The organism is Nocardia sp. NPDC057353, from assembly GCF_042667085.1.
Classification (GTDB): domain Bacteria; phylum Actinomycetota; class Actinomycetes; order Mycobacteriales; family Mycobacteriaceae; genus Nocardia.
Genome location: NZ_JBHVAK010000031.1, coordinates 40,829 through 60,361, shown reverse-complemented (window position 1 = coordinate 60,361; position 19,533 = coordinate 40,829). Strand labels below are relative to the sequence as shown.

At 73.6% G+C, this 19,533-nt stretch carries 21 protein-coding genes; 7 read left to right on the top strand and 14 right to left on the bottom strand.

The annotated features are described in order from the left end of the window. Position 1: 1 nt before the first annotated feature. The 8 genes from ACFUUZ_RS17980 to ACFUUZ_RS17945 form a co-directional block, all read right to left on the bottom strand. Positions 2–616 carry a PaaI family thioesterase gene (locus ACFUUZ_RS17980; protein ID WP_378697481.1) on the bottom strand — a complete coding sequence of 205 codons (615 nt, stop codon included), beginning with the start codon at positions 614–616 and terminating at the stop codon, positions 2–4. A 2-nt stretch (positions 617–618) separates the two neighbouring features. Next, positions 619–1,461, bottom strand: a complete 843-nt coding sequence (locus ACFUUZ_RS17975) for a mycofactocin-coupled SDR family oxidoreductase (protein WP_378697480.1) — start codon at positions 1,459–1,461, stop codon at positions 619–621. A 109-nt stretch (positions 1,462–1,570) separates the two neighbouring features. After that, complete coding sequence (locus tag ACFUUZ_RS17970) at positions 1,571–2,818, bottom strand: glycerate kinase (RefSeq protein WP_378697478.1); 1,248 nt, start codon at positions 2,816–2,818, stop codon at positions 1,571–1,573. Between the two features lie 32 nt (positions 2,819–2,850). Continuing rightward, positions 2,851–4,338, bottom strand: coding sequence for an SLC13 family permease (locus ACFUUZ_RS17965; RefSeq protein WP_378697476.1), 1,488 nt, complete (start codon positions 4,336–4,338; stop codon positions 2,851–2,853). After that, positions 4,335–4,997 carry a response regulator transcription factor gene (locus tag ACFUUZ_RS17960; RefSeq protein ID WP_378697474.1) on the bottom strand — a complete coding sequence of 221 codons (663 nt, stop codon included), beginning with the start codon at positions 4,995–4,997 and terminating at the stop codon, positions 4,335–4,337. The genes ACFUUZ_RS17965 and ACFUUZ_RS17960 overlap by 4 nt, the downstream gene beginning before the upstream one ends. Next, a complete protein-coding gene (locus ACFUUZ_RS17955; protein ID WP_378697472.1) occupies positions 4,994–6,769 on the bottom strand; it encodes an ATP-binding protein in 1,776 nt (591 codons plus the stop codon). The genes ACFUUZ_RS17960 and ACFUUZ_RS17955 overlap by 4 nt, the downstream gene beginning before the upstream one ends. Then, positions 6,762–7,127 carry a hypothetical protein gene (locus tag ACFUUZ_RS17950; RefSeq protein ID WP_378697470.1) on the bottom strand — a complete coding sequence of 122 codons (366 nt, stop codon included), beginning with the start codon at positions 7,125–7,127 and terminating at the stop codon, positions 6,762–6,764. Before ACFUUZ_RS17950 ends, ACFUUZ_RS17955 begins: the two co-directional genes overlap by 8 nt. A 111-nt stretch (positions 7,128–7,238) precedes the next feature. After that, entirely contained in the window at positions 7,239–8,696 is a 1,458-nt protein-coding gene (locus ACFUUZ_RS17945; protein ID WP_378697468.1) for an MDR family MFS transporter, read from the bottom strand. Positions 8,697–8,797: 101 nt separating this feature from the next. On the opposite strand from ACFUUZ_RS17945, the gene ACFUUZ_RS17940 reads away from it, so the two are divergent. Beyond that, the gene (locus tag ACFUUZ_RS17940; protein ID WP_378697466.1) at positions 8,798–9,412 is read left to right on the top strand and encodes a TetR family transcriptional regulator; all 615 of its coding nucleotides are present in this window, start codon (positions 8,798–8,800) and stop codon (positions 9,410–9,412) included. A 94-nt stretch (positions 9,413–9,506) separates the two neighbouring features. Here the strand turns inward: ACFUUZ_RS17940 and ACFUUZ_RS17935 are convergent, their stop codons facing one another. The 4 genes from ACFUUZ_RS17935 to ACFUUZ_RS17920 form a co-directional block, all read right to left on the bottom strand. Next, positions 9,507–9,848: a hypothetical protein gene (locus tag ACFUUZ_RS17935; RefSeq protein ID WP_378697464.1), complete on the bottom strand. Its 342-nt coding sequence runs from the start codon at positions 9,846–9,848 to the stop codon at positions 9,507–9,509. A gap of 71 nt (positions 9,849–9,919) precedes the next feature. Beyond that, positions 9,920–10,438: a response regulator gene (locus ACFUUZ_RS17930; protein WP_378697462.1), complete on the bottom strand. Its 519-nt coding sequence runs from the start codon at positions 10,436–10,438 to the stop codon at positions 9,920–9,922. A 548-nt stretch (positions 10,439–10,986) separates the two neighbouring features. Then, positions 10,987–11,181 (bottom strand): hypothetical protein, encoded by a 195-nt coding sequence (locus ACFUUZ_RS17925; protein ID WP_378697460.1) that lies wholly within the window; start codon positions 11,179–11,181, stop codon positions 10,987–10,989. Positions 11,182–11,204: 23 nt separating this feature from the next. Continuing rightward, entirely contained in the window at positions 11,205–12,986 is a 1,782-nt protein-coding gene (locus ACFUUZ_RS17920; RefSeq protein ID WP_378697458.1) for an FAD-binding dehydrogenase, read from the bottom strand. A 215-nt stretch (positions 12,987–13,201) separates the two neighbouring features. On the opposite strand from ACFUUZ_RS17920, the gene ACFUUZ_RS17915 reads away from it, so the two are divergent. The 5 genes from ACFUUZ_RS17915 (at position 13,202) to ACFUUZ_RS17895 (ending at position 16,782) form a co-directional block, all read left to right on the top strand. Continuing rightward, entirely contained in the window at positions 13,202–13,633 is a 432-nt protein-coding gene (locus tag ACFUUZ_RS17915) for an SRPBCC domain-containing protein (RefSeq protein ID WP_378697456.1), read from the top strand. Further along, positions 13,623–13,979 (top strand): ArsR/SmtB family transcription factor, encoded by a 357-nt coding sequence (locus ACFUUZ_RS17910; RefSeq protein ID WP_378697454.1) that lies wholly within the window; start codon positions 13,623–13,625, stop codon positions 13,977–13,979. The genes ACFUUZ_RS17915 and ACFUUZ_RS17910 overlap by 11 nt, the downstream gene beginning before the upstream one ends. Next, the gene (locus ACFUUZ_RS17905; protein ID WP_378697452.1) at positions 13,966–14,478 is read left to right on the top strand and encodes an SRPBCC domain-containing protein; all 513 of its coding nucleotides are present in this window, start codon (positions 13,966–13,968) and stop codon (positions 14,476–14,478) included. Before ACFUUZ_RS17910 ends, ACFUUZ_RS17905 begins: the two co-directional genes overlap by 14 nt. Positions 14,479–14,618: 140 nt before the next feature. Further along, complete coding sequence (locus ACFUUZ_RS17900) at positions 14,619–15,797, top strand: acyl-CoA dehydrogenase family protein (protein ID WP_378697450.1); 1,179 nt, start codon at positions 14,619–14,621, stop codon at positions 15,795–15,797. A 13-nt stretch (positions 15,798–15,810) separates the two neighbouring features. Next, on the top strand, positions 15,811–16,782 hold the full coding sequence (locus ACFUUZ_RS17895) for a TauD/TfdA dioxygenase family protein (RefSeq protein ID WP_378697448.1): 972 nt from the start codon (positions 15,811–15,813) through the stop codon (positions 16,780–16,782). Between the two features lie 17 nt (positions 16,783–16,799). On the opposite strand, the gene ACFUUZ_RS17890 is transcribed toward ACFUUZ_RS17895, so the two are convergent. After that, complete coding sequence (locus tag ACFUUZ_RS17890) at positions 16,800–17,243, bottom strand: winged helix-turn-helix transcriptional regulator (protein WP_378697446.1); 444 nt, start codon at positions 17,241–17,243, stop codon at positions 16,800–16,802. 90 nt (positions 17,244–17,333) lie between these two features. Between ACFUUZ_RS17890 and ACFUUZ_RS17885 the strand changes: the two genes are divergently transcribed. Continuing rightward, positions 17,334–17,999, top strand: coding sequence for an SGNH/GDSL hydrolase family protein (locus tag ACFUUZ_RS17885; RefSeq protein ID WP_378697444.1), 666 nt, complete (start codon positions 17,334–17,336; stop codon positions 17,997–17,999). Here the strand turns inward: ACFUUZ_RS17885 and ACFUUZ_RS17880 are convergent. Beyond that, positions 17,990–19,492 (bottom strand): flavin-containing monooxygenase, encoded by a 1,503-nt coding sequence (locus tag ACFUUZ_RS17880; RefSeq protein ID WP_378697442.1) that lies wholly within the window; start codon positions 19,490–19,492, stop codon positions 17,990–17,992. The two genes, ACFUUZ_RS17885 and ACFUUZ_RS17880, sit on opposite strands and share 10 nt — an antisense overlap. Between the last annotated feature and the right edge of the window lie 41 nt (positions 19,493–19,533).

Sequence of the window (19,533 nt, the reverse complement as noted above, 5' to 3'; positions counted from 1 at the left end):
TTCAGCGCGCCCAGCCGGGCACGATGAAGATCCCCTCGGCCTCGACGGTGACCCCGTCCGCGTCGCCGAGCGTCGCGGTGACGAAGGTCTTCACCCCCTCGGTGCGCTCGGCCCGCGCGTTGGCGCGCAGCGGCCCGAGCGGGGTGCCACGGCGGTAGCGCAGGGTGAGCGTGCCGGTGGAGGTGGCGCGCACCCCGTCGGAGGCGGCGACGCCCGCGATGTGGTCGAGGACCAGCGCGCAGACGCCGCCGTGCACGTGGCCGGGCGGGCCCTCGTAGGCGGCGCCGAGCACGACGTCGCAGCGGTAGCCGCCGTCCGGGTCCGGCTCGATCTCCAGCGGCGGCGCGATGGCGTTGCGCAGCCCGATCGCCGCATTGCCCCACGGCATCGAATCGCCGCTGCTGTTGTAGCTGATGCCGAAGCTGCCTGGCAGCTGGTCGCGGCGCAGCCGCGCGGTGACCGCGCGGATCTCGGCCTCGGCCGCCCGGATCTCGGCCTCGCCCGCGGTGCTGCGGATGGTGGCGTCGACCAGTTCGCGCACGGCGTCGGCGAGCGGGCCGTACACGGCGGCCCTGCGCTCGATCTCGGTGCTCTCGACGTCCTCGAAGGTGAACACGGTCAGTACTTGAGCGCGCCGCCGTCGACCGGGATCTGCAGCCCGGAGAGCGGCCCCGAGCCGGGCCCGGCCAGCCAGCCGACCACCTCGGCGACGTCCTCGGCGGGCATGAACCCGCTCTGCCCGTCGGTGGCCAGCTTGAGCGGCACCGGCGGGAAGCTGTGCAGGAACGACGGGTGCTTGCCGAAGAGCTCCATCATGGCCTCCGGCTGGATCATCGGGGTGTCCACCGAGTACGGGTGGATCGAGTTGACCCGGATGCCGTACTCCCCCGCCTCCAGCGCCAGCGTGTTGGTCAGCGCGACCAGCCCGTGCTTGGTGGCGGCGTAGTGGCCGTTGCCCGGGGTGGCCTTGAGCCCGGCCGACGAGCTCACGATGATGATCGAGCCGCCGTTGCCCGCCTCGATCATGGCGGGCACCGCCGCCCGCACGGTGCGCCAGGTGCCGGAGAGGTTGACCTCGACGACGCTGTCCCAGTGCTCCTCGCTCAGCTCCCAGAGCCTGCCCCAGCTGAGGATCCCGGCATTGGCGACCAGTACGTCGAGCCTGCCGAAGAGCGCGACCCCGTCGGCGACCAGCTGCTGCTGCGCGGCCAGGTCGCGGACGTCGACGACCCGGCTCAGCACCTTGCGCCCGGTGGCCTCGACCAGCCGCGCGGTCTCGGCCAGGTCGTCGGCGGTGGGGGCCGGGTAGGTGACGGTGGGCGAGATCGGGGCGCAGACGTCGGCGACGACGAGGTCGGCGCCGAGCTCGGCCAGGCGCACGGCGTGCGCGCGCCCCTGTCCGCGGGCGGCGCCCGTCACCAGGGCGACTTTGCCCAGCAGCGGCTCGGTCGGATCACCCATCGCAGGACCTCGATCATCGTCTCGGGCGAGCGGCCGAACGCCACCGCGGTACGTCCCTGAAATTAGACGCACGTCCATCCGGCAGTCAAGACAACTGCCCCGGCGCTGATCAGCCGCGCCGCCGCGGGCGTCCGGCGAGCGCGACGGCGCGGCGCCGGGTGGGGACCGCCGCGCGCCGCGGGGCGCGGCCGGAGACGATGCCGCCGAGCAGGATCATCCGCATCATGCGCTCGGTGGCGTCGGTGATCAGCCGCTCGGCGTCGGCGACGGCCTCGGCCAGCGACATGGGGACCGGGATGATCGAGGCGATGGCGCCGATCCCGACGTCGTGCACCGACGGCGCGCCCTCGCCGAGCGAACCGGCGAGCGCCACCACCGGGGTGCCGTGCAGCCGGGCCCGGCGGGCGATCTCGGCGGGCACCTTGCCGTGCGGGGTCTGCAGGTCGATCGAGCCCTCGGCGGTGATCACCAGGTCGGCGGCGGCGATCCTGCGGTCCAGGTCGAGCCCGGCGAGGCCGGAGTCGAGCAGCGCGTCGAAGCGGGAGCGCAGCAGCGCGCCGAGCCCGGCCGCGAGCCCGGCGCCGAGCCCGCCGGAGGCGCCGGTGACCGGGCCGCCGCGCAGGTCGCCCGCGGCGGCGCCGTCGCGCTCCAGCACCGCCGCCCAGTTCTCCATGGCGGCGGCGAGCTCCTCGACCCGCGCCGGGCTCGCCCCCTTCTGCGGCCCGAAGACCCTGGCGACGCCGCGCGGCCCGCACAGCACATTGCGCGGGTTGCCCGCGACCACGATGGTCGCCGCCCCGATCCGGGGGTGCAGGCCGGAGCGGTCCAGCCGGACCGCGCGGGCAAGCTCGGCGCCGCCGTGGCCGATCTCGGCGCCGTCGGCATCCAGGATGCGGGCGCCGAGCGCCTGCAGCGCGCCTGCGCCGCCGTCGCAGGTGCCGGAGTCGCCGCAGCCGATGAGCACGGTGTGCGCGCCGTCGTCGAGCGCGGCGGCGATCAGCTCGCCGACGCCGAACGTCGTGGTCCGGCCCGGATCGCGGTCGTCCGGCGGGACGTGCGCGAGCCCGGCCGCTGCCGCCATCTCCACCACCGCGACCCCGGCGGCCCGGCCGCCGAGCCGCGCCCAGTGCGCCGCGACCGGCCTGCCCACCGGCCCGGTGACGGTGCGGTGGCGCAGCGTGCCGCCGGTGGCGGCGGCGAGCAGCGCGGCCGTTCCCTCGCCGCCGTCCGCCACCGGGGCGATGTCGACCCGCACACCGGGCAGCGCGCGCCGCACCCCGGCGGCGATCGCCTCCGCCACCGGTGCGGCGCCGAGGCTCTCCTTGAACCCACTGGGAGCGACCAGAACTCGTTGCATGACGGACCTCTCGGAACGGGGGAACACGGTGCTCACCGGGTGAGCGGCAGCCCGAGCGCGGGCCAGACCAGGTAGGCGAAGCCGAGCAGCAGCACCGCGGAGAGCGGCGCCATGGCGGCGGAGTAGCGGAGCAGGTCGGCCGGGCGGTACCCGGGCACCTCCTCGCTCGCGGCGAAGAGCGCGACCGGCTTGGCCGAGGCGGGCAGCGTGTGGCAGAACCCGGCGGCGGCGGTGGAGAGGAAGGCCGCGGCGAGCGGGTCGATCCCCAGCACCGGCGCGGTCGCCACCACCACCGGGATGAGCACCGCCGAGCGCGCCGAGCGGGACTGGATCACCAGGTGCGCGCCGAGCGAGATCAGCAGCACCAGCAGCACGAACACCGTGCCCGCCGCGGCACCGGCGGCCTGCACCGGGCCGAATACCAGCCCGGCCAGCCACGCCGAGGCGCCGCTCTCGGTGAGCGCGATGCCGAGGCAGAGCGTGGCCGCCAGGAAGAGCAGCAGCGGCCACGGGATGGTCTTGGCGGCGGCGGTGAGCGTGGTCGCGCCGATCCAGGGCGCGGTCGCGGCGAGCGCGCCGAGCATGGCGATCACCGCCGGGTCGATGCCGTGCCACGGCTCGGTGCACCAGCCCGCCACCACCACCGCCAGCAGCAGGATCACCCGGCGCTGCGCGCGGGTCAGCGGGCCGGTGACGCCCGCGCTCCCGGTGAAGGCGCCGAGCGGGATCCGCAGCGGCCTGCCCCGCTCGGCGCGGTCGGTGAAGACGGCGAGCGCGATCTCGGCGGCCAGGTGCGACCAGAGCAGCGCGAGCGGCAGCCCGAGCAGCAGCCAGCGGGTGAAGCCGAAGCCGGTGCCGGTCGCGGCCTCGGTGATCTCACTGGTGATCAGGTGCGCGCCCGCGCCGAGCAGCGAGCCGACGGCGGAGAAGAGGATCACCGACGGCATCAGCACCGCCAGGGTGAGCACCAGCCGGGGCCGCTCGCGCAGCACCGCGGCCAGCACCAGGAACACCGGGAGTGCCAGCGCGGCGCGCCCCGAGGTGGCCGGGACGGCGAAGGTGGTGAGCAGCAGCGCCAGCGTCACCAGGTGCACCAGCGTGCGCGGCCCGCGCGCGGCGCCGAGCACCCTGGCCGCCACCCGCGCCGCGAGCCCGGTCGCGGTGACCGCGGCGGCGATCAGGAAGGAGCCGACCAGCAGCCAGATCACCGAGTCGCCGAGCGTGCCGGTGAAGGTGCCGGTGTCGACGGTGCCGGTGAGCACCAGGGTCAGCGCCGCGCCGAGCGCGACCGTGGCATCCGGCACCGTCGCGAAGACCCACATCCAGACCGCGGCGAGGAACACCACCAGCGTGACGGCGCCGTCCCGGCCGAGGTGGCCGAGCACGGAGGCGGTCAGGACGCCGATGGCCAGCAGCAGCGCGACCACGGCCGACCAGGCGGCCGGGCGGGTGAGCCGGGGCGGGGCGGACGGCGGCGCCTGCCTGCCCGGCGGGACGGTGCGGTACTCCGTGAGCGTCACAGCAGCCGGTACCCCATGCCGCGCACGGTCTGCAGCCGCGGCGCGCCGATCTTGCCGCGCAGCGCGCGCACGTACACGTCGACCACGTTGGAGGCCGGGTCGAAGTCGTAGCCCCAGACGTGGCCCAGGATCTGGGCCCGCCCGAGCACGTGCCCCGGGTTCCGCAGGAAGAGCTCGAGCAGCGCGAACTCGCGCGCGGTGAGGTCGACGGTGCGGCCGTCGACGTGCGCGCGGCGCGAGCGCAGGTCCAGCTCCAGGCCGTTGTGCGCGAGGGTGTCGGCGCCGGTCGGTGCGGCGCCGTCGTCCTGCAGCCGGAGCCGCACCCTGGCCAGCAGCTCGGCGAACTGGAAGGGCTTGGTCATGTAGTCGTTGGCGCCGCCCTCCAACCCGGCCACCGTGTCCTGCACGCTGTCCCGCGCGGTGAGCACCACCACCGGGGTGCGGACGCCCTCGCCGCGCAGCTGGCGCAGCACGGTGAAGCCGTCCATGGCGGGCAGCCCGATATCCAGGATCACCATGTCGAAGGCGCCGGTGCGGGCCATGAGCAGCGCGGTCTCGCCGTCGGCGACGTGCTCGGTGGTGTAGCCCGCGGCGCGCAGCCCCTTGCCGACGAACGCGACGATGTGCACGTCGTCCTCGGCGAGCAGAATCCGGCTCATCGCATCTCCCTGCGGTTCTCGTGCGGCGGCTCGACCGGCAGGTCGAGCCCGAAGGTGGCGCCGTCGCCGGGCACGCTGCGCACCCAGGCCGAGCCGTGGTGCGCGTCCGCGATGGCCCGGACGATGGCGAGGCCGAGCCCGGCGCCCGCCCGGTGCTCGTTCGGGGCGCCGCGCCGGAAGCGCTCGAAGATCAGCGGCGCGTCCTCGGGCCGCACCCCCGGCCCCTGGTCGGAGAGGTAGAACGAGATCACCGGCACCCCGTCGGCGTCGGCGAAGCGCGAGCCGAGCTGCACCGTCGTCCCCGGCTCGGTGTGCGCGACGGCGTTCGCCGCGAGCTGCAGCATGGCCTGGGTGACGCGCTGGGCGTCGATCCAGGCCACCCCCTCGGCGACCTCCATGAGGTGCCAGCGACGGTCGCCGAGCGCCTGCACCTTGGACTCGATGTCGAGCACGGTCTGCGCCGCGTCCACCGGACGCTGGACGACGAAGTCCGGCTGGTCCGACTTGGCGAGCATGAGCAGGTCGGAGACGATCCGGCCCATCCGGGAGAGCTCGGAGTCGACCAGCGCCAGTGAGCGGCGGCGCTCGGCCGGGTCGTCCGGCAGCAGCTCCAGGTGGCCGCGCACCACCGTGATCGGGGTGCGCAGCTCGTGGCCCGCGTCGTCGATGAAGCGGCGCTGGGTGGTGTAGGCGTGCTCGAGGCGGTCGAGCATGGCGTTGAAGGTGGCGGCGAGCGCCGCCACGTCGTCGCGGCCCTCGACCGGGACCCGGCCGCTCAGGTCGGTCTCGCCGATCTCGGCGGCCACCTCGCGCACCGTGCGCACCGGCAGCAGGATCCGCCCCGCCACCAGGTAGGCGATGCCAGTGGTGAGGACCAGCCCGGTCAGCGAGACCGCGGCGACGGTGCGCATGGTGCGGTCGACCGCGACGTGGCCGCCGCGGGTGAACGCCGCGATCACGAACGACCCCCTGCCGTCGGCCGAGTCGATGTCGACCCGGCCCCAGCGCAGCTCGCCCGCGGCGGACTCGGTGACCGCCGCGGTGCTGGGGAGCATGGCGAGCCCGGGGAACAGGGTCGGGTCGTTCGCCACCGCCGCGGGCAGGTTGCCGCGCACGACGTCGAGCTGGACGCCGTCGACCACGCCCGCCATCACCTCGCCGTCCACCGGCGACTGGCGCTGCAGGTAGACCTCGAGCAGCCGCCGCACCGAGGTGAACGGCTGCGAGGTCGTCGGGTCGACGCCCTGCGCCGCGAAGGTGCGGAACTCGTCGGCCTCCTGCGCCAGATCTGCGTTCGCCCTGGTGCTGACATCGCGCATGAGCAGGCTGCGCGCGGTCACCAGGACCACGGCCAGCAGGAGCAGCGTGGTCAGCATGATCCAGGCGGTGATCCGCCAGCGGGCCGGGAGCCGGGAGCCGCGGGCCCGCGGCACGGTCGGCTCGGGCGGGTCGGCGGGCCGGACCGCAGGCCCCGCGGCCGGGGTGTGCAGGCTCGGCGGGCCCTGCGGGACAGGCGATGCTGCCGGAGCCGGGGTGTGCCCGGCTGGTTGGCTGTGCGGGACGGGCGATACCGCGGTGGCCGGGGCCGATCCGGCACCCGCGCCGGGCGGGTCGACCGGGGGCCCGGACCGGCGCTGGGCGATCGGGGCCTGGCCGGGCCCGTGCACCCCCGGGTTCGGGGCGGCCGCCCAGGCCCGCGGCAGGGTCGGGCCCGCAGGGTCGAAGGCGGGGACGGTGACCGGGTCGGCCGCGCCCCGGTGCCGATCAGTCATCGTCGTCGTCGAAGTCGTCATCGTCGTCGGACCACACCGGCGGCGGCGGTGCCTGCTGCGGCGCCCGCGGCTGCGGCGCGGGGGCGGGCGGCGGTGCGGGAGCCGCGGGCCTGGCGTCGACCAGGGGCGGCGGGGTCGCGGGGCCCGGCGCGGGGGCGACAGTGCCGCCGTCCGGCGCGGGGCCGGGCGGGGCGGGCGGCGCCGAGGCGCCCGACGAACCGGCGGGCGCGATGGACACCGAGACCGGGTCGCCCTCGACATCGGGCCCCGGCGAGCGGGCGAAGGCGAAGGCGGCGAGCACCACCGCGGTGGCGCCGAGGGTCGCGAGGATGGCGGCGAAGAGGCGTGATCCGGACATACAAGACACTATGGCCGATCCGCATGACCCCTCGATGAGTCGAAGATGAGAAAACCTTCATCCACGACCGCGCAGGTCGGAGCCGCGCGCTCCCGCGACCGGGGCGCAGCGCTACTCCGCGGCGATCTTCTTCGGCGACCGCACCATCGCCGCGGCGACCACCAGCACCAGCGAGAGCACCCCGGCCACCAGGAACGCCGTGTGCACGCCGTCCGCGGTGGCCGCGACCGCCTCGCTCCCCGCGCGCAGCGCCGACTCGGTCCCGCGCGTCATCATCGTGATGAACAGCGCGGTGCCCGCCGCCCCCGCCACCTGCTGGATGGTGCTCACCGTCGCACTGCCGTGCGAGTACAGCTCGGGTGGGAGCGAGCCGAGCGCGGAGGTCATGAGCGGGGTGAGCCCGCAGCTGATACCGATGCTGACGACCACGTGCGCGGCGATCACCATCCCGATCGACGAGTGCTCGTCCAGGGTGGCCAGCACCCAGACGCCCGCGCTGAGCACGATGGTTCCCGGCAGCACCAGCGGCCGCGCGCCCCACTTGTCGAACAGCGCGCCGACCACCGGCGCGAGCAGCCCCATGACCAGCCCGCCGGGCAGCAGCACCAGCCCGGTGGTGAGCACGTCCTGCCCGAGCACGTTCTGCAGGTAGATCGGCAGCACGATGAGTGCGCCGAACAGCGTCAGCATCAGGCTGGCCATCAGCGCGACCGCAAGCCGGAACGGCCCGATCGCGAAGGCGCGCAGGTCGAGCAGCGCCCGCCCGCGGTCGACCAGCTTCAGCTGCCGCACCACGAAGAGCGCGAGCGCGACCGCGCCGACGGTGAGCGAGACCCACGGCGGCACCGGGGTGTGCCCGGAGGCCGCCTCGCCGATGCTGCTCAGCCCGTACACCAGCCCGCCGAAGCCGAGCGCGGCCAGCGGCACCGAGACGTAGTCCAGGTGCGCCTCCCGCGGCTCGGTCACATTGCGCACGAACACCCCGCCGAGGATGAGCACCGCGACCGCGATCGGCAGCACGATCCAGAACATGGCGCGCCAGCTCAGCGACTGCAGGATCAGCCCGGAGACGGTCGGCCCGACCGCGGGCGCCACCGAGATCACGATCGACACCAGCCCCATGGTGCGGCCGCGCGACTCCGCGGGCACCACGTTCAGGATCGTCGTCATGAGCAGCGGGATCATCAGCGCGGTGCCCGCCGCCTGCACCACCCTGGCCACCACCAGCACCTCGAACCCCGGCGCCAGCGCGGCGAGCAGCGTGCCCGCGGTGAACAGCGCCATGGCGACGATGTAGATCGCGCGCATGGTGAAGCGCTGCAGGATGAACCCGGTGGTCGGGATGACGATCGCCATGGTGAGCAGGAAACCGCTGGTCAGCCACTGCGCGGTGGCCGCGGTGATGCCGAGGTCGGCCATCAGGGTCGGCAGCGCGACGCTCAGGATCGTCTCGTTGAGGATCACCACGAAGGCCGCGATCAGCAGCAACCCGATCAGCAGGATCGCGCCCCGCCTGCCCCCGGCTTCGCCGGTGGTGCCACCGCTCGCCGCCACCTCGGTCTGTGTCACGTGCTTCTTCCGATCGCTCGTCGCGCTGGTACCGAGGAAGACTATCAATCTTGTCAGCGACTGCCATGTTGACATCGGATGCCCGTGCGTATTCTGAGCCGGTGAACTCCCAGGCCGCGCCCGATCTGCGCGCCCGCAGGCGGAATGCCACCCGGATCGAGATCCGCGCCGCCGCGCTCACCCTGTTCGAGCGCCAGGGCGCCGACCGCACCACCGTCGACGAGATCGCGGCGGCGGCGGGCATCTCCCAGCGCACCTTCTTCCGCTACTTCGGCACCAAGGAGGAGTGCGTCCTCTTCGACGTGTACGGCTTCGACGACGCGCTCGACCGCCGCCTGCGCACCGCGGACCCGGCCGCGCTGACGCTCGCCGACGTCGAGGCGGTCTTCGCCGGGGTGGTCGCGAGCATCGGTGACGACGAGCAGAGCGAGGTCGCCGCGACCACGCGGCGCATCCAGCGGCTGGTCGCCACCGACGCCGCGCTGAGCCGCGCCGCGGTCGCGCGGCACGCGAGCAGCACCCAGCGCTCCTTGACGCTGCTCGACGAGCGCTGCACCGCGGCGGACCGCGCCCGGCTGCGGATGATCCTCTCGGTCGCGCAGATCGCGCTGCACCTCGCGTTCGAGGAGTGGGTGGAGGCGGAGGCGCCCGGCCGCACCGATGCCGGGCTCACCGCCATCTACCGCACCGTCTGCGCCCGCCTGCGCGCCCTCTGAGCTCAGCGCCCGCGTCGGCACGACCGGCTGCGCCCGCTGAGCTCCGCGCCCGCGCTGATGCGACCCGGCCGCGCCCGGTGAACTGCGCGCCGCGCTAGTGCGACCGGCTCCGGTCCTGGTAGCGGTCGAGCGCCGCCCGCAGGTGGGAGAGGGTGTCCGGGCTCAGCCCGCCGCCCGCCGTCGCGGAGTGCGCGGCCGGTGCGGGCGAGGCGGCGGTGCGGGCGCGCGCCTCCGCCTCGCCGAGCAGCCGGTCGGCTTCCAGGCTGGCGCGGCGGGCACGGTGCCGCTCGTGCGCGTTCAGCGCGGCGCGCCTGCACTGGGCGTCGAGTTCGGCGTGCTGCGCGCGCAGCTCCGTCAGCCGGTCGGGATCGGGCACGGTGGCCAGCTCCCCGATGGCCTCGACGAGATCGGTGTAGCGCTGTTCGAGGCTGGCCATCGTTCTCCCGGGTCGATCCGTTCCCCCAAGCCCGTACAGCGTAAGACAAACCCGGTGCCCGGTACCAGGTTTCAGTGCGGCAGCTGCCCCGCTACCGCGTCTACCAGCGGAGATGCCGCCGCGATGCCGAGCGGCATGGTGATCGGCAGCGGTGCAGCGGTCGGCGGGAGGTGGTTGTCGACCTGGGCGAGCAGGTCGTGCACGGCGAAGGGCTTGGGCAGGTGGCCGTGCGCGCCCGCGGCCATGGCGGCCGCGATCACCCCCTCGTCCCTGGTGGCCGAGACGATCACGATCGGCGCCGCGCAGACCGCGCGCAGCGCCCGGCACACCGCGACGCCGTGCAGGTCGGTGAGCATGAGGTCGAGCAGGATCAGCCCGGGCCGGTGGCGGCGGGCGTGCGCGGCGGCCTGCGCGCCCGCCGCGAGGTGGTCGACGATCAGGCGCTGGCCCGCGAGCACGATGGCGATCATCTCCGCGGTCGCCGGGTCGTCCTCGACCAGCAGCACCCGCGCCGGGTGCGCCCAGTAGTCCCGCAGGCACACCGGGCGCACGCGCCCCGGCGCCGTGGTCGGCCTCGGCTTCTGACCCATCGCGAACTCCCCGGGGACCCCGATCCGGCGGGCACGCGCTCGCCGTGATCACGACTTTCGTGGGCCTCGACCGTAGGCCGCGGGGGTCGGCGCGGCAATACGGGCGGTGCGGCGGAGATCGGGTGGTGCCGATCGAAATCGGCGCGCGGCCAGGCTGTTACCCGTTCGTGGGTCGCCGGCGGCGGTCGAGACCGGGTCGAGACCGCGAGGTCACGAACGCTGTGGTCGAAGCGTGTTTCCCGGCGCCCGGAGACGGTGGTCGACGTCGGCCGAAGAACCGGACCGCGCGAGGCGCTCCCGGCGGGACACGAGCCGACAACTCCGTCGGATACCGTCAGCCCCGGTCTATAGATTGATGCGCATAGCGCAATGTTTACATACTAGACAGCCCTCCGGCGGAGACTGCCGAGACCCGGAGGCCTCGGCAGCTCGGTATCCGAGATCGATGCGATTCGTACCGACGGCACGAGCCGCATCGCCGGCCATGCTACCGCCGTCGCCGCGAAATGCAATCGTCGATCCCCCGAAGCCGTTGCGGCGCATCGGGTTCAGGACCCGCTGCTGCAGCTGCCCGCACTCCCCGAGTCGCCGCCGGTGTCCGGCAGGTCGCTGTCGGCCGCCGACCACTCCCCGGATCGGGAGGTGTCCTTGACCCGCGACGCGCTGTAGGCGATGAACCCGATGACAAGCACCACGGCGAGGAAGAGCGCCGCGATGAGGAGGAGAAAACCCGCCGTCGACATTTGCAGAGCATAAGGCCCGAGGATCAGGCGCTCGCGCGGGCGGCGGCACGGCCCGCTTCGCGCCCGGAGAACAGGCAGCCGCCGAGGAAGGTGCCCTCCAGCGCGCGGTAGCCGTGCACTCCCCCGCCGCCGAACCCGGCCGCCTCCCCCGCCGCGTACAGCCCGGGGATCGGCGCGCCCGCGGAGTCGAGCACCCGGCCCGCGAGGTCGGTCTGCAACCCGCCGAGCGTCTTGCGGGTGAGGATGTTCATCCGGATGGCGATGAGCGGCCCGGCGGCGGGGTCGAGGAGGCGGTGCGGCTCGGTGGTGCGGGCGAGGCTGTCGCCGATGTAGGCGCGGGAGCGGCGCAGCGCGACGATCCCGGGGTCGGTGCTCGCGGGGTTGTCGATCTCGTCGTCGCGGGCGCCGATCTGGGCATGTAGGCGGTCGAGCGCGACGAGGTCGGTGCCCGCGAGCCGGTTCATGCCCGCGACCAGCTCGGGCAGCGTGTCGGCGACGACGAAGTCCGCACCCCGGTCCAGGAAGGCCCGCACCGGCGGCGGGGTGTCGTTGAAGGCGCGCATGGCGAGGTAGCCGATCAGGTCCTTCGCGGTGAGCTCCGGGTTCTGCTCGGAGCCCGAGAGCACGAACTCCTTGTCGACGATCCGCTTGTTCAGCACGAACCAGGAGTAGTCGTGGCCGGTCGCCGCGATCAGCTCCAGCGTGCCGAGCGTGTCGACGCTGGGAATGCCGGGGCTGGGGAAGCGCTGCCCGGTGGCGTCGAACCACATCGATGAGGGCGCGGCGAGCACCCGGATGCCGTGGTCGGGCCAGATCGGCGAGTGATTGGCGATGCCCTCGGTGTAGTGCCACATGCGGTCCCGGTTCACCAGCCGCGCGCCCGCGGCCTCGGTGATGCCGAGCATGCGGCCGTCGACGTGCGCGGGCACCCCCGTGATCAGCCGCGCGGGCGGGGCGCCGAGCCGAGCGGGCCAATTGCGCCGCACCAGATCGTGATTCGCACCGATGCCGCCGGAGGTGACGATCACGATCGGCGCGCGCAGCTCGAACTCGCCGACCTCGGTGCGCGAGCTCGGCGTGCCGCGCGCCGCCGTGCTCGGCTCCAGGAGCGCGCCGCGCACGCCGGAGACCGCGCCGCCGGTGGTGACCAGCTCGTCGACGCGGTGCCGGAAGGCGAAGGTGAGCAGCCGGGCCGGGGCCTGCCGCACCTTGCGCTCGAACGGCTCGACCACCCCGGGCCCGGTGCCGAGGGTGATGTGGAAGCGCGGCACCGAGTTGCCCGGCGTGTCCGGGCCCTCGCCGCGCTCGGCCCAGCCCACGATCGGCACCCAGCGCATGCCCTCCCGGAAGAGCCACGCCTGCTTCTCCTCCGCGGCGAAGTGCAGGTACGCCTCCGCCCAGCGCGCGGCCCAGTGGTCCTCGCCGAGCGGGTCGTCGACCCCGCGGTCGAAGCCCGCGGTGCGGAACCAGTCCGCGCGGGCCAGCTCGAAGGAGTCGCGGATGCCCGCGACCTTCTGCTCCACCGAGCCGACCAGGAAGAGCCCGCCCAGCGACCAGAACGCCTGCCCGCCGAGGCTCGCCTCCGGCTCCTGGTCCAGCAGCAGCACGCGCCTGCCCGCGGCGACGAGTTCGCTGGTCGCCACCAGCCCGGCGAGCCCGGCGCCGACGACGATGGCATCGGCATCGCCGCCGTGCGGCGCGGCCCAGGCCGGAGCCGCGCCCAGCGCGGCGAGTGTGCAGGCAGCGGCGGCGCCGCCGAGCAGGTCGCGGCGGGAGATCCCGAGATCGCCGGAGTGAGAAGGCATCGTCGCACAGTCCTCGGTGGCAGGTTCCGAACGCCGGCAACGGGTCACGCGGCCGGTTACCGGATGGTAGGTACCGGCGCGGCGGGGCGACAACCCCCTGCCGCCGCCCATCTGGACAAGTGACCGAATCCGTCGAACCCACACCGGCCTTGACGCAACCAATGGGTTGCAATAGCCTCTATAGCAATCCAACGGTTGCTATAGAGGAGCACATCATGGCCTTTCCCGATCGCATCGTCCGCACCCTCGACCTCGCGCACCCGCCCGCCGCCGTCTGGGCGGCGATCACCACCGCCGACGGCCTCGGCTCCTGGTTCGGCCACAGCGCCGCCATCGATCTGCGCCCCGGCGGCGCCGCGCAGCTGACCTGGGACGGCGAGCACACCGAGCACCTGCGGGTGGAGCGGGTCGAGGAGCCGAGCGTCTTCGGCTTCACCTGGCACGTGCACGGCCTGCCGGAGGAGGATCCGCGCCGCACCTACGTCGAGTTCACGCTCGAGGAAACCGGCGCCGGTACCAGGCTCACCGTGGTGGAGACCGGCTTCGCGCAGCTCACCGACGACGCGCACAAGGTCGCCTTCGACGGCAATACCGACGGCTGGGGCAAGGAGCTCGCCGAGCTCGCCGGTTACCTCGATGCCGCCTGAGCCCGAGGCCACCGCCGAGCGGGTCTTCGTCGCGCTGGCCGACCCGAGCAGGCGCTCGATCCTGGCCGGGCTCGCCGCGGACGGCCCCGCCACCGCGACCGACCTCGCCGACCGGCTCCCCATCACCAGGCAGGCGATCGCCAAGCACCTCGCGCTGCTCGCCGAGGCGGGGCTGGTGATCGCCGAGCCCGGCGAGCGCCGCCGGGTCCGCTACCGCCTCGACTCCGCCCCGATGCGGGTCGCCCAGCAGTTCCTCGCCGCGCTGGCGCGGGACTGGGACGGCCCGCTCGCCGCCCTCCGTCACCATCTCGACTCCCAGGAAGGAAACACCGGTGAGCACAGCTGATTTCACCGCCACCATCACCGTCGACGCCACCCCCGCGCAGGCCTTCGCCGCGATCAACGACGTCCGCGGCTGGTGGTCCGAGACCATCGTCGGCAGCACCGGGACGGTCGGCGACAGCTACCGCTTCGAGGTGCCCGGCGCGCACCGCTGCACCATGACCACTACCGAGTCGGTCCCCGGCCGGCGGCTGGTCTGGCACGTCACCGACTCGTCCCTGTCCTTCGTGGCGGACACCGCGGAGTGGGAGGACACCGACGTGGTCTTCGACCTCACCGAGCGCGACGGCCGCACCGAGATCCGCTTCACCCACGTCGGCCTGCGCCCGTCCGGAGAGTGCTACGACATCTGCACGAATGCCTGGGGCGCCTACCTCACGACCAGCCTGCACGACCTGATCACGACCGGCACCGGCGATCCGTTCCGGCGCGGGACCACGCTGGAGACCGAGGCGGCGAAGCACGGCAACACCGAGCTCCTCGGGCTCGGCGGCGGCGCGTAATGCGCTGACGCGCAACGCCGCAGCGCCCAGCGTTGCACTCGCGCTGACTCGATTCCTTCCGCCGCGCACCGCCGCCTCCTACCGTCGTCCCTGCTACGTCGCCCGCAGACGGGGGACGCACGACGAGGGGACAGTGCGCCATGACAGATCTCGCCGCACCACCGGTTCAGGAGGCGCAGGCGCCCGGCGTCCTGCCCGAGCAGCTGCTCCGCGAATTCCACGCCAGGGCGCCGGGGTACGACCGGGAGAACCGGTTCTTCACCGAGGATCTCGAGGCGCTGCGCGCGGCCGGGTACCTGCGGGCGGCGATCCCGGTGAGCCACGGCGGGCTGGGGTGGGCGCTGCCGCAGTTCAACCGGGCGCAGCGGGCGCTGGCGTACTGGGCGCCCGCCACCGCGCTCGGCGTGAACATGCACCTGTACTGGACCGGCCCGCTCGCCGACCGGATCGCCGCCGGGGACAGCTCGCTGGACTGGCTGGCGCACGAGGTCGCGGCCGGGAAGGTGATCGCCTCCGGGCACGGTGAGCGCGGCAACGACCTGGCCATCGAGGACTCCACCACCAGCGCGGTGCCGGTGGAGGGCGGCTACCGGGTCACCGGGCACAAGATCTTCACCTCGCTCTCGCCCGCCTGGGACTGGCTCGGCATCCACGCCCGCGACGACAGCGACCCGGAGCGGCCGCGGATCATCCACGCCTTCGTCCCGCGGGAGAGCGCGGGGGTGCGCACGGTGGAGACCTGGGACACGCTCGGCGTGCGGGCGACCGCCAGCCACGACACCGTGCTCACCGACGTGTTCGTGGCCGAGGAGTACGTGGTCGACCGCTACGACAAGGGCGCGAACCCGGGTCCGTTCATCGCCTCGATCCTGCCGTGGGCGATCCCGGCGCTGGTCAACGTCTACCTCGGCATCGCGCGCCGCGCCCTCGACGTGGCGCTGGAGTCGGCGCGGACCAGGAACGTGCTGAGCCTCGGCGACCGCCCGGTGGGCGGGAAGCCGTACGTGCGGTACCACGCGGCCGAGGCCGAGCTGGCGCTGACGGCGGCCACCGCGCACCTCGACCACGTCACCGGGCAGCTGCACCGCGGCGAGGACCTCGGCGACCGGCTGTTGCTCGCGCTCTTCGCGGTCAAGGAGCACGGCACCCGCACCGCGCGCGAGGTCGTGGATCTCGCGCTGGAGATCGGCGGCGGCGGGTCGATCCACCGCCGCAACGAGCTGGAGCGGCTCTACCGGGACGTGCGCGCCGGGAGTTTCCACCCGCCGAGCAGCGACAGCGTCCGCGAATACATCGGCAACTTCCTGCTCGGCGAATGAGGAGAACACGACCATGACACTCGCGCAGAACGACATCAGGGCCGACCGCGAAGCGGGCGCGGCGGAGATCTACCGGCAGGCCGGGATCACCGTCGAGAAGCTCGGCGAGCACATCGGCGCACGGATCGGCGGCGTCCGGCTCGCGGGCGACCTGCCCGCCGAGCGGGTCGAGGCGATCCGGCTGGCCCTGGCGATCAACAAGGTCGTCGTCGTCGACGGCCAGCACCAGCTCGACGACGAGACGCAGTACGAGTTCGCCGCGCTGCTCGGCACGCCGACCGAACCGCACCCGACGCTGACCTCGAAGGGCGCCAGGCTGCTCACCATCGACAACGCGGCCAACAGCTGGCACACCGACGTCACCTTCGTCGACCGCATCCCCAAGGCGTCGATCCTGCGCGCCGTCACCCTGCCCGGGTACGGCGGCGCCACCACCTGGGCCTCCACCGTCGCCGCCTACGAGCAGCTGCCGCCCGCGCTGCGCGCGCTCACCGAGGAGCTGTGGGCGACGCACAGCAACCTCTACGACTACGCCGCCCAGGCCAGTACGCCGGGGCGGAGCACGCCCGCCAACTACCAGGAGTTCACCAGCACCGAGTACGAGACCGTGCATCCGGTCGTGCGGGTGCACCCGGAGACCGGCGAGCGCGCGCTGCTGCTCGGGCACTTCGCCAAGAGCTTCACCGGGCTCGGCACCGCCGAGTTCCACGCGCTCTACCAGCTGCTCCAGGCTCGGATCATTAAGCTGGAGAACACGTTCCGCTGGAACTGGCGGCTCGGCGACGTCGCGATCTGGGACAACAGGGCCACCCAGCACTACGGCATCGCCGACTACGGCGGCCAGGAGCGCAGGCTGCACCGCATCACCCTGGCGGGCGATGTCCCGGTGGACGTCCACGGCACCCCAAGCCGGGTGGTCAAGGGCGACGCCGCGCACTACAGCGCCGTGCACGAGTCGCCGCGCCTGGCGCTCTTCGCCGCCTGACGGGCCTGCGCGGCCTGCTAGGCGGGCGAGTTCCGGGTGAGCGACCCGGATTCGAACGCCGCCCCGCAGGCCGCGCAGTGCAGCTCGGCCACGAACTCGTGCCCGCAGGTGTGGTCGAACCGCACCGGATCGGCGCCGTCCCGCACGTACTCGTGCCCCCACCGCTTCAGCGCGAGCAACACCGGAGCGAGGGCCCGCCCCGCGGCGGTGAGCCGGTAGGCGTAGCGGGCGGGCCGCTCGCTGTACTGCTCGCGGTCGAGCACGCCGTGTTCGGCCAGCTTCCGGAGCCGGGTGGCCGCGATATCGCGCGGCGCCCCGGTATTGCGCACGATCTCGGTGAAGCGCCGCTCGGCGTAGAAGAGTTCGCGGACGATCAGCAGGCTCCAGCGGTCGCCCACGACCTCGAGGGCGTCGGCGATCGTGCAGTCGCGCGGGGTCTTCCCGGTGGGTGCCGCGGGCATGGCCTCATTGTCCACCCGACTGGGTTGCTTTTTCAAACCGACTCCCGCACGCTGAGTGAGTTCGATTTTCCAACTCACCGGGAGGGGTCCGTGCCACCGACGGATGCGCCAACGACCACCGAGACCGCCGACCCGCACGTGCTCGACACGGAGGCGGCCGCCGCGCTGCTCGCCGCCACCCCGTGGCGGCGCTTCGGCGTCTTCGGCGACAGCCTCTCGCTCGGCGTCGGCGACGCCACCCCCGGCTACGCCGACCTCGGCTGGCCCGCCCGGGTCGAGCGCGCGTTGCGCCTGGTCCACACCGACCTGGCGTACCTGAACACGGCGCGGGTCGGCGCCACCACCGCCGAGGCGCTGCGCGAGCAGACCACCAGGATCGAGACCTTCGCCCCCGACCTGCTGCACCTCAACAGCGGCGCCAACGACATCATCCGCCGCACCCCGGACTGGCACCGGATCGAGGACGACCTCGCCGCCATGTACACCTGGGCGGCGGGCACCGGCGCCCAGCTGAGCGTCTTCACCCTCGGCCGAGCCTTCTCCCTCTCCGCCTACCCGGACTTCACCGAGCGCGTCGCCCGCCTCAACGACCTCACCCGCACCCTGGCCGCGGCGCACGGCGCGGTGGTCGCCGACTGCTGGGCGCACCCGCTCAACGATCGCCCCGACCTGCTCAGCGCGGACCGCATCCACTTCGCCACCGCGGGCCAGGCGGTGATCGCGAGCCTGCTCGTGCGGGCGCTGGCTCAGGCGTAGGTGTAGTCGTCGAGCGGGAAGGTCCGGCTGGTCCACCAGGCCTGCAGCCCGGTGGTGGGGCGCAGTGAGCTGAAGTCGCCGTGGTGGTCGAAGTAGTAGCTGCCCGCGGGGGCGCAGTTGCTGATGGCGAGCAGCGAGTTCCGGGCGCGGGCCCGGACGAACTCCAGGAACCTGGCATTGGCCTCGGGACGGACCGCGACCCGCTCGGCGCCGCGGCGCCCGGCCTCGCGCAGCACCCGGATGATGTGGTTGGCCTGGGTCTCGACCATGACGTGGTAGGAGCCGCCGGACCAGGAGTAGGGGCCGAAGAGCGAGAAGGCGTTCGGCAGCTGCGGCAGGCTCACGCCCTCGTAGGACTGCAGCGGCTCGTGCTCGAAGAACTCGGCGAGGTCGAAGCCGTCGGAGGTGCGCACCGGGGAGATCCGGTAGTTGACCGGCTCGTGCGCGAAGTGGAAGCCGGTGGCGAGCACCAGGACGTCGAGCGGGTGCTCGGCGCCGTCGGCGGTGCGGATGCCGGTGGCGGTGACGCGCTCGATGGCATCGGTGACGAGGGTGACGTTGTCCCTGGCGAAGGTGCGGTACCAGGCGTTGGAGACGCTGGGGCGCTTGCAGCCGAAGTCGTAGTCGGGGGTGAGCGCCGCGCGCAGCCCGGCATCGCTGACCTGGGTGCGCAGCAGCGCCCTGCTGGTGGCGGAGAGGCCGCGGGCCAGCGGGGCCACCGAGCGGCCGTAGGCGGCGACCGCGACCAGCAGCGCCTCGACCTGGGCGGTGAAGGCGTAGCGGAGCACGTTCTGCGCGCCGGGCACGCCGGCGAGCGCGCGCTGCACCGGCTCCGGCACCGGGAGGTCGAGCTTGGGCAGCACGTGGATGGCGCGGCGCTGGAATACGCTCAGGTGCGCCGCGTCCTCGACGACGTGCGGCACCAGCTGCACGGCGCTGGCGCCCGTGCCGACCACGCCGACCCGAAGCCCGGTGAGGTCGCGGTCGTGGTCCCAGTGCTGGGATTGCATGACGGTGCCGGTGAAGTCGTCCAGCCCGGGAATGGCGGGGGTGCGGGCGTTCACGAACGGGCCGAGCGCGCTGATGACGTAGCGGCTGGTGAACTCGCCACCGCTCGTGCGCAGGTGCCACACGCGAGCGTCTTCGTCCCAGTGCCGCTCCAGCACCTCGGTGCCGAACTCGATGTGCCGCGCGATGTCGTACTTGCGCACGCAGTGGTCGAGGTAGGCCTTGATCTCCTCGCCCTTGGGAAAGAGCCGGGACCAGTTCGGGTTCTTCTCGAAGGAGTACTGGTAGCTGAACGACGGCACGTCGGCGCCGACGCCGGGGTAGGTGTTGTCCCGCCACACTCCCCCGATGTCGTCGGCCCGTTCGAGCACGGTGAAGTCCTCGATGCCGTTGCGGCGCAGCAGGATCGCCATGCCGATCCCGGCGATGCCCGCGCCGATGATCACGATGGCGCGGTCGGGTGTGGTTCGGGGTTCGGTGGTCATCGGCGCGGGTCCTTCCGGGCGGACAGCAAGCGGTAACGGGC

Bases quoted from the DNA above. Each gene is read 5' to 3' on its own strand.
- ACFUUZ_RS17950 (WP_378697470.1), bottom strand. From the start codon at position 7,127: ATGTCCGGATCACGCCTCTTCGCCGCCATCCTCGCGACCCTCGGCGCC.
- ACFUUZ_RS17910 (WP_378697454.1), top strand. From the start codon at position 13,623: ATGCCGCCTGAGCCCGAGGCCACCGCCGAGCGGGTCTTCGTCGCGCTG.
- ACFUUZ_RS17920 (WP_378697458.1), bottom strand. From the start codon at position 12,986: ATGCCTTCTCACTCCGGCGATCTCGGGATCTCCCGCCGCGACCTGCTC.
- ACFUUZ_RS17880 (WP_378697442.1), bottom strand. From the start codon at position 19,492: ATGACCACCGAACCCCGAACCACACCCGACCGCGCCATCGTGATCATC.
- ACFUUZ_RS17955 (WP_378697472.1), bottom strand. From the start codon at position 6,769: ATGACTGATCGGCACCGGGGCGCGGCCGACCCGGTCACCGTCCCCGCC.
- ACFUUZ_RS17930 (WP_378697462.1), bottom strand. From the start codon at position 10,438: ATGGGTCAGAAGCCGAGGCCGACCACGGCGCCGGGGCGCGTGCGCCCG.
- ACFUUZ_RS17925 (WP_378697460.1), bottom strand. From the start codon at position 11,181: ATGTCGACGGCGGGTTTTCTCCTCCTCATCGCGGCGCTCTTCCTCGCC.
- ACFUUZ_RS17935 (WP_378697464.1), bottom strand. From the start codon at position 9,848: ATGGCCAGCCTCGAACAGCGCTACACCGATCTCGTCGAGGCCATCGGG.
- ACFUUZ_RS17890 (WP_378697446.1), bottom strand. From the start codon at position 17,243: ATGCCCGCGGCACCCACCGGGAAGACCCCGCGCGACTGCACGATCGCC.
- ACFUUZ_RS17975 (WP_378697480.1), bottom strand. From the start codon at position 1,461: ATGGGTGATCCGACCGAGCCGCTGCTGGGCAAAGTCGCCCTGGTGACG.
- ACFUUZ_RS17915 (WP_378697456.1), top strand. From the start codon at position 13,202: ATGGCCTTTCCCGATCGCATCGTCCGCACCCTCGACCTCGCGCACCCG.
- ACFUUZ_RS17960 (WP_378697474.1), bottom strand. From the start codon at position 4,997: ATGAGCCGGATTCTGCTCGCCGAGGACGACGTGCACATCGTCGCGTTC.
- ACFUUZ_RS17970 (WP_378697478.1), bottom strand. From the start codon at position 2,818: ATGCAACGAGTTCTGGTCGCTCCCAGTGGGTTCAAGGAGAGCCTCGGC.
- ACFUUZ_RS17900 (WP_378697450.1), top strand. From the start codon at position 14,619: ATGACAGATCTCGCCGCACCACCGGTTCAGGAGGCGCAGGCGCCCGGC.
- ACFUUZ_RS17895 (WP_378697448.1), top strand. From the start codon at position 15,811: ATGACACTCGCGCAGAACGACATCAGGGCCGACCGCGAAGCGGGCGCG.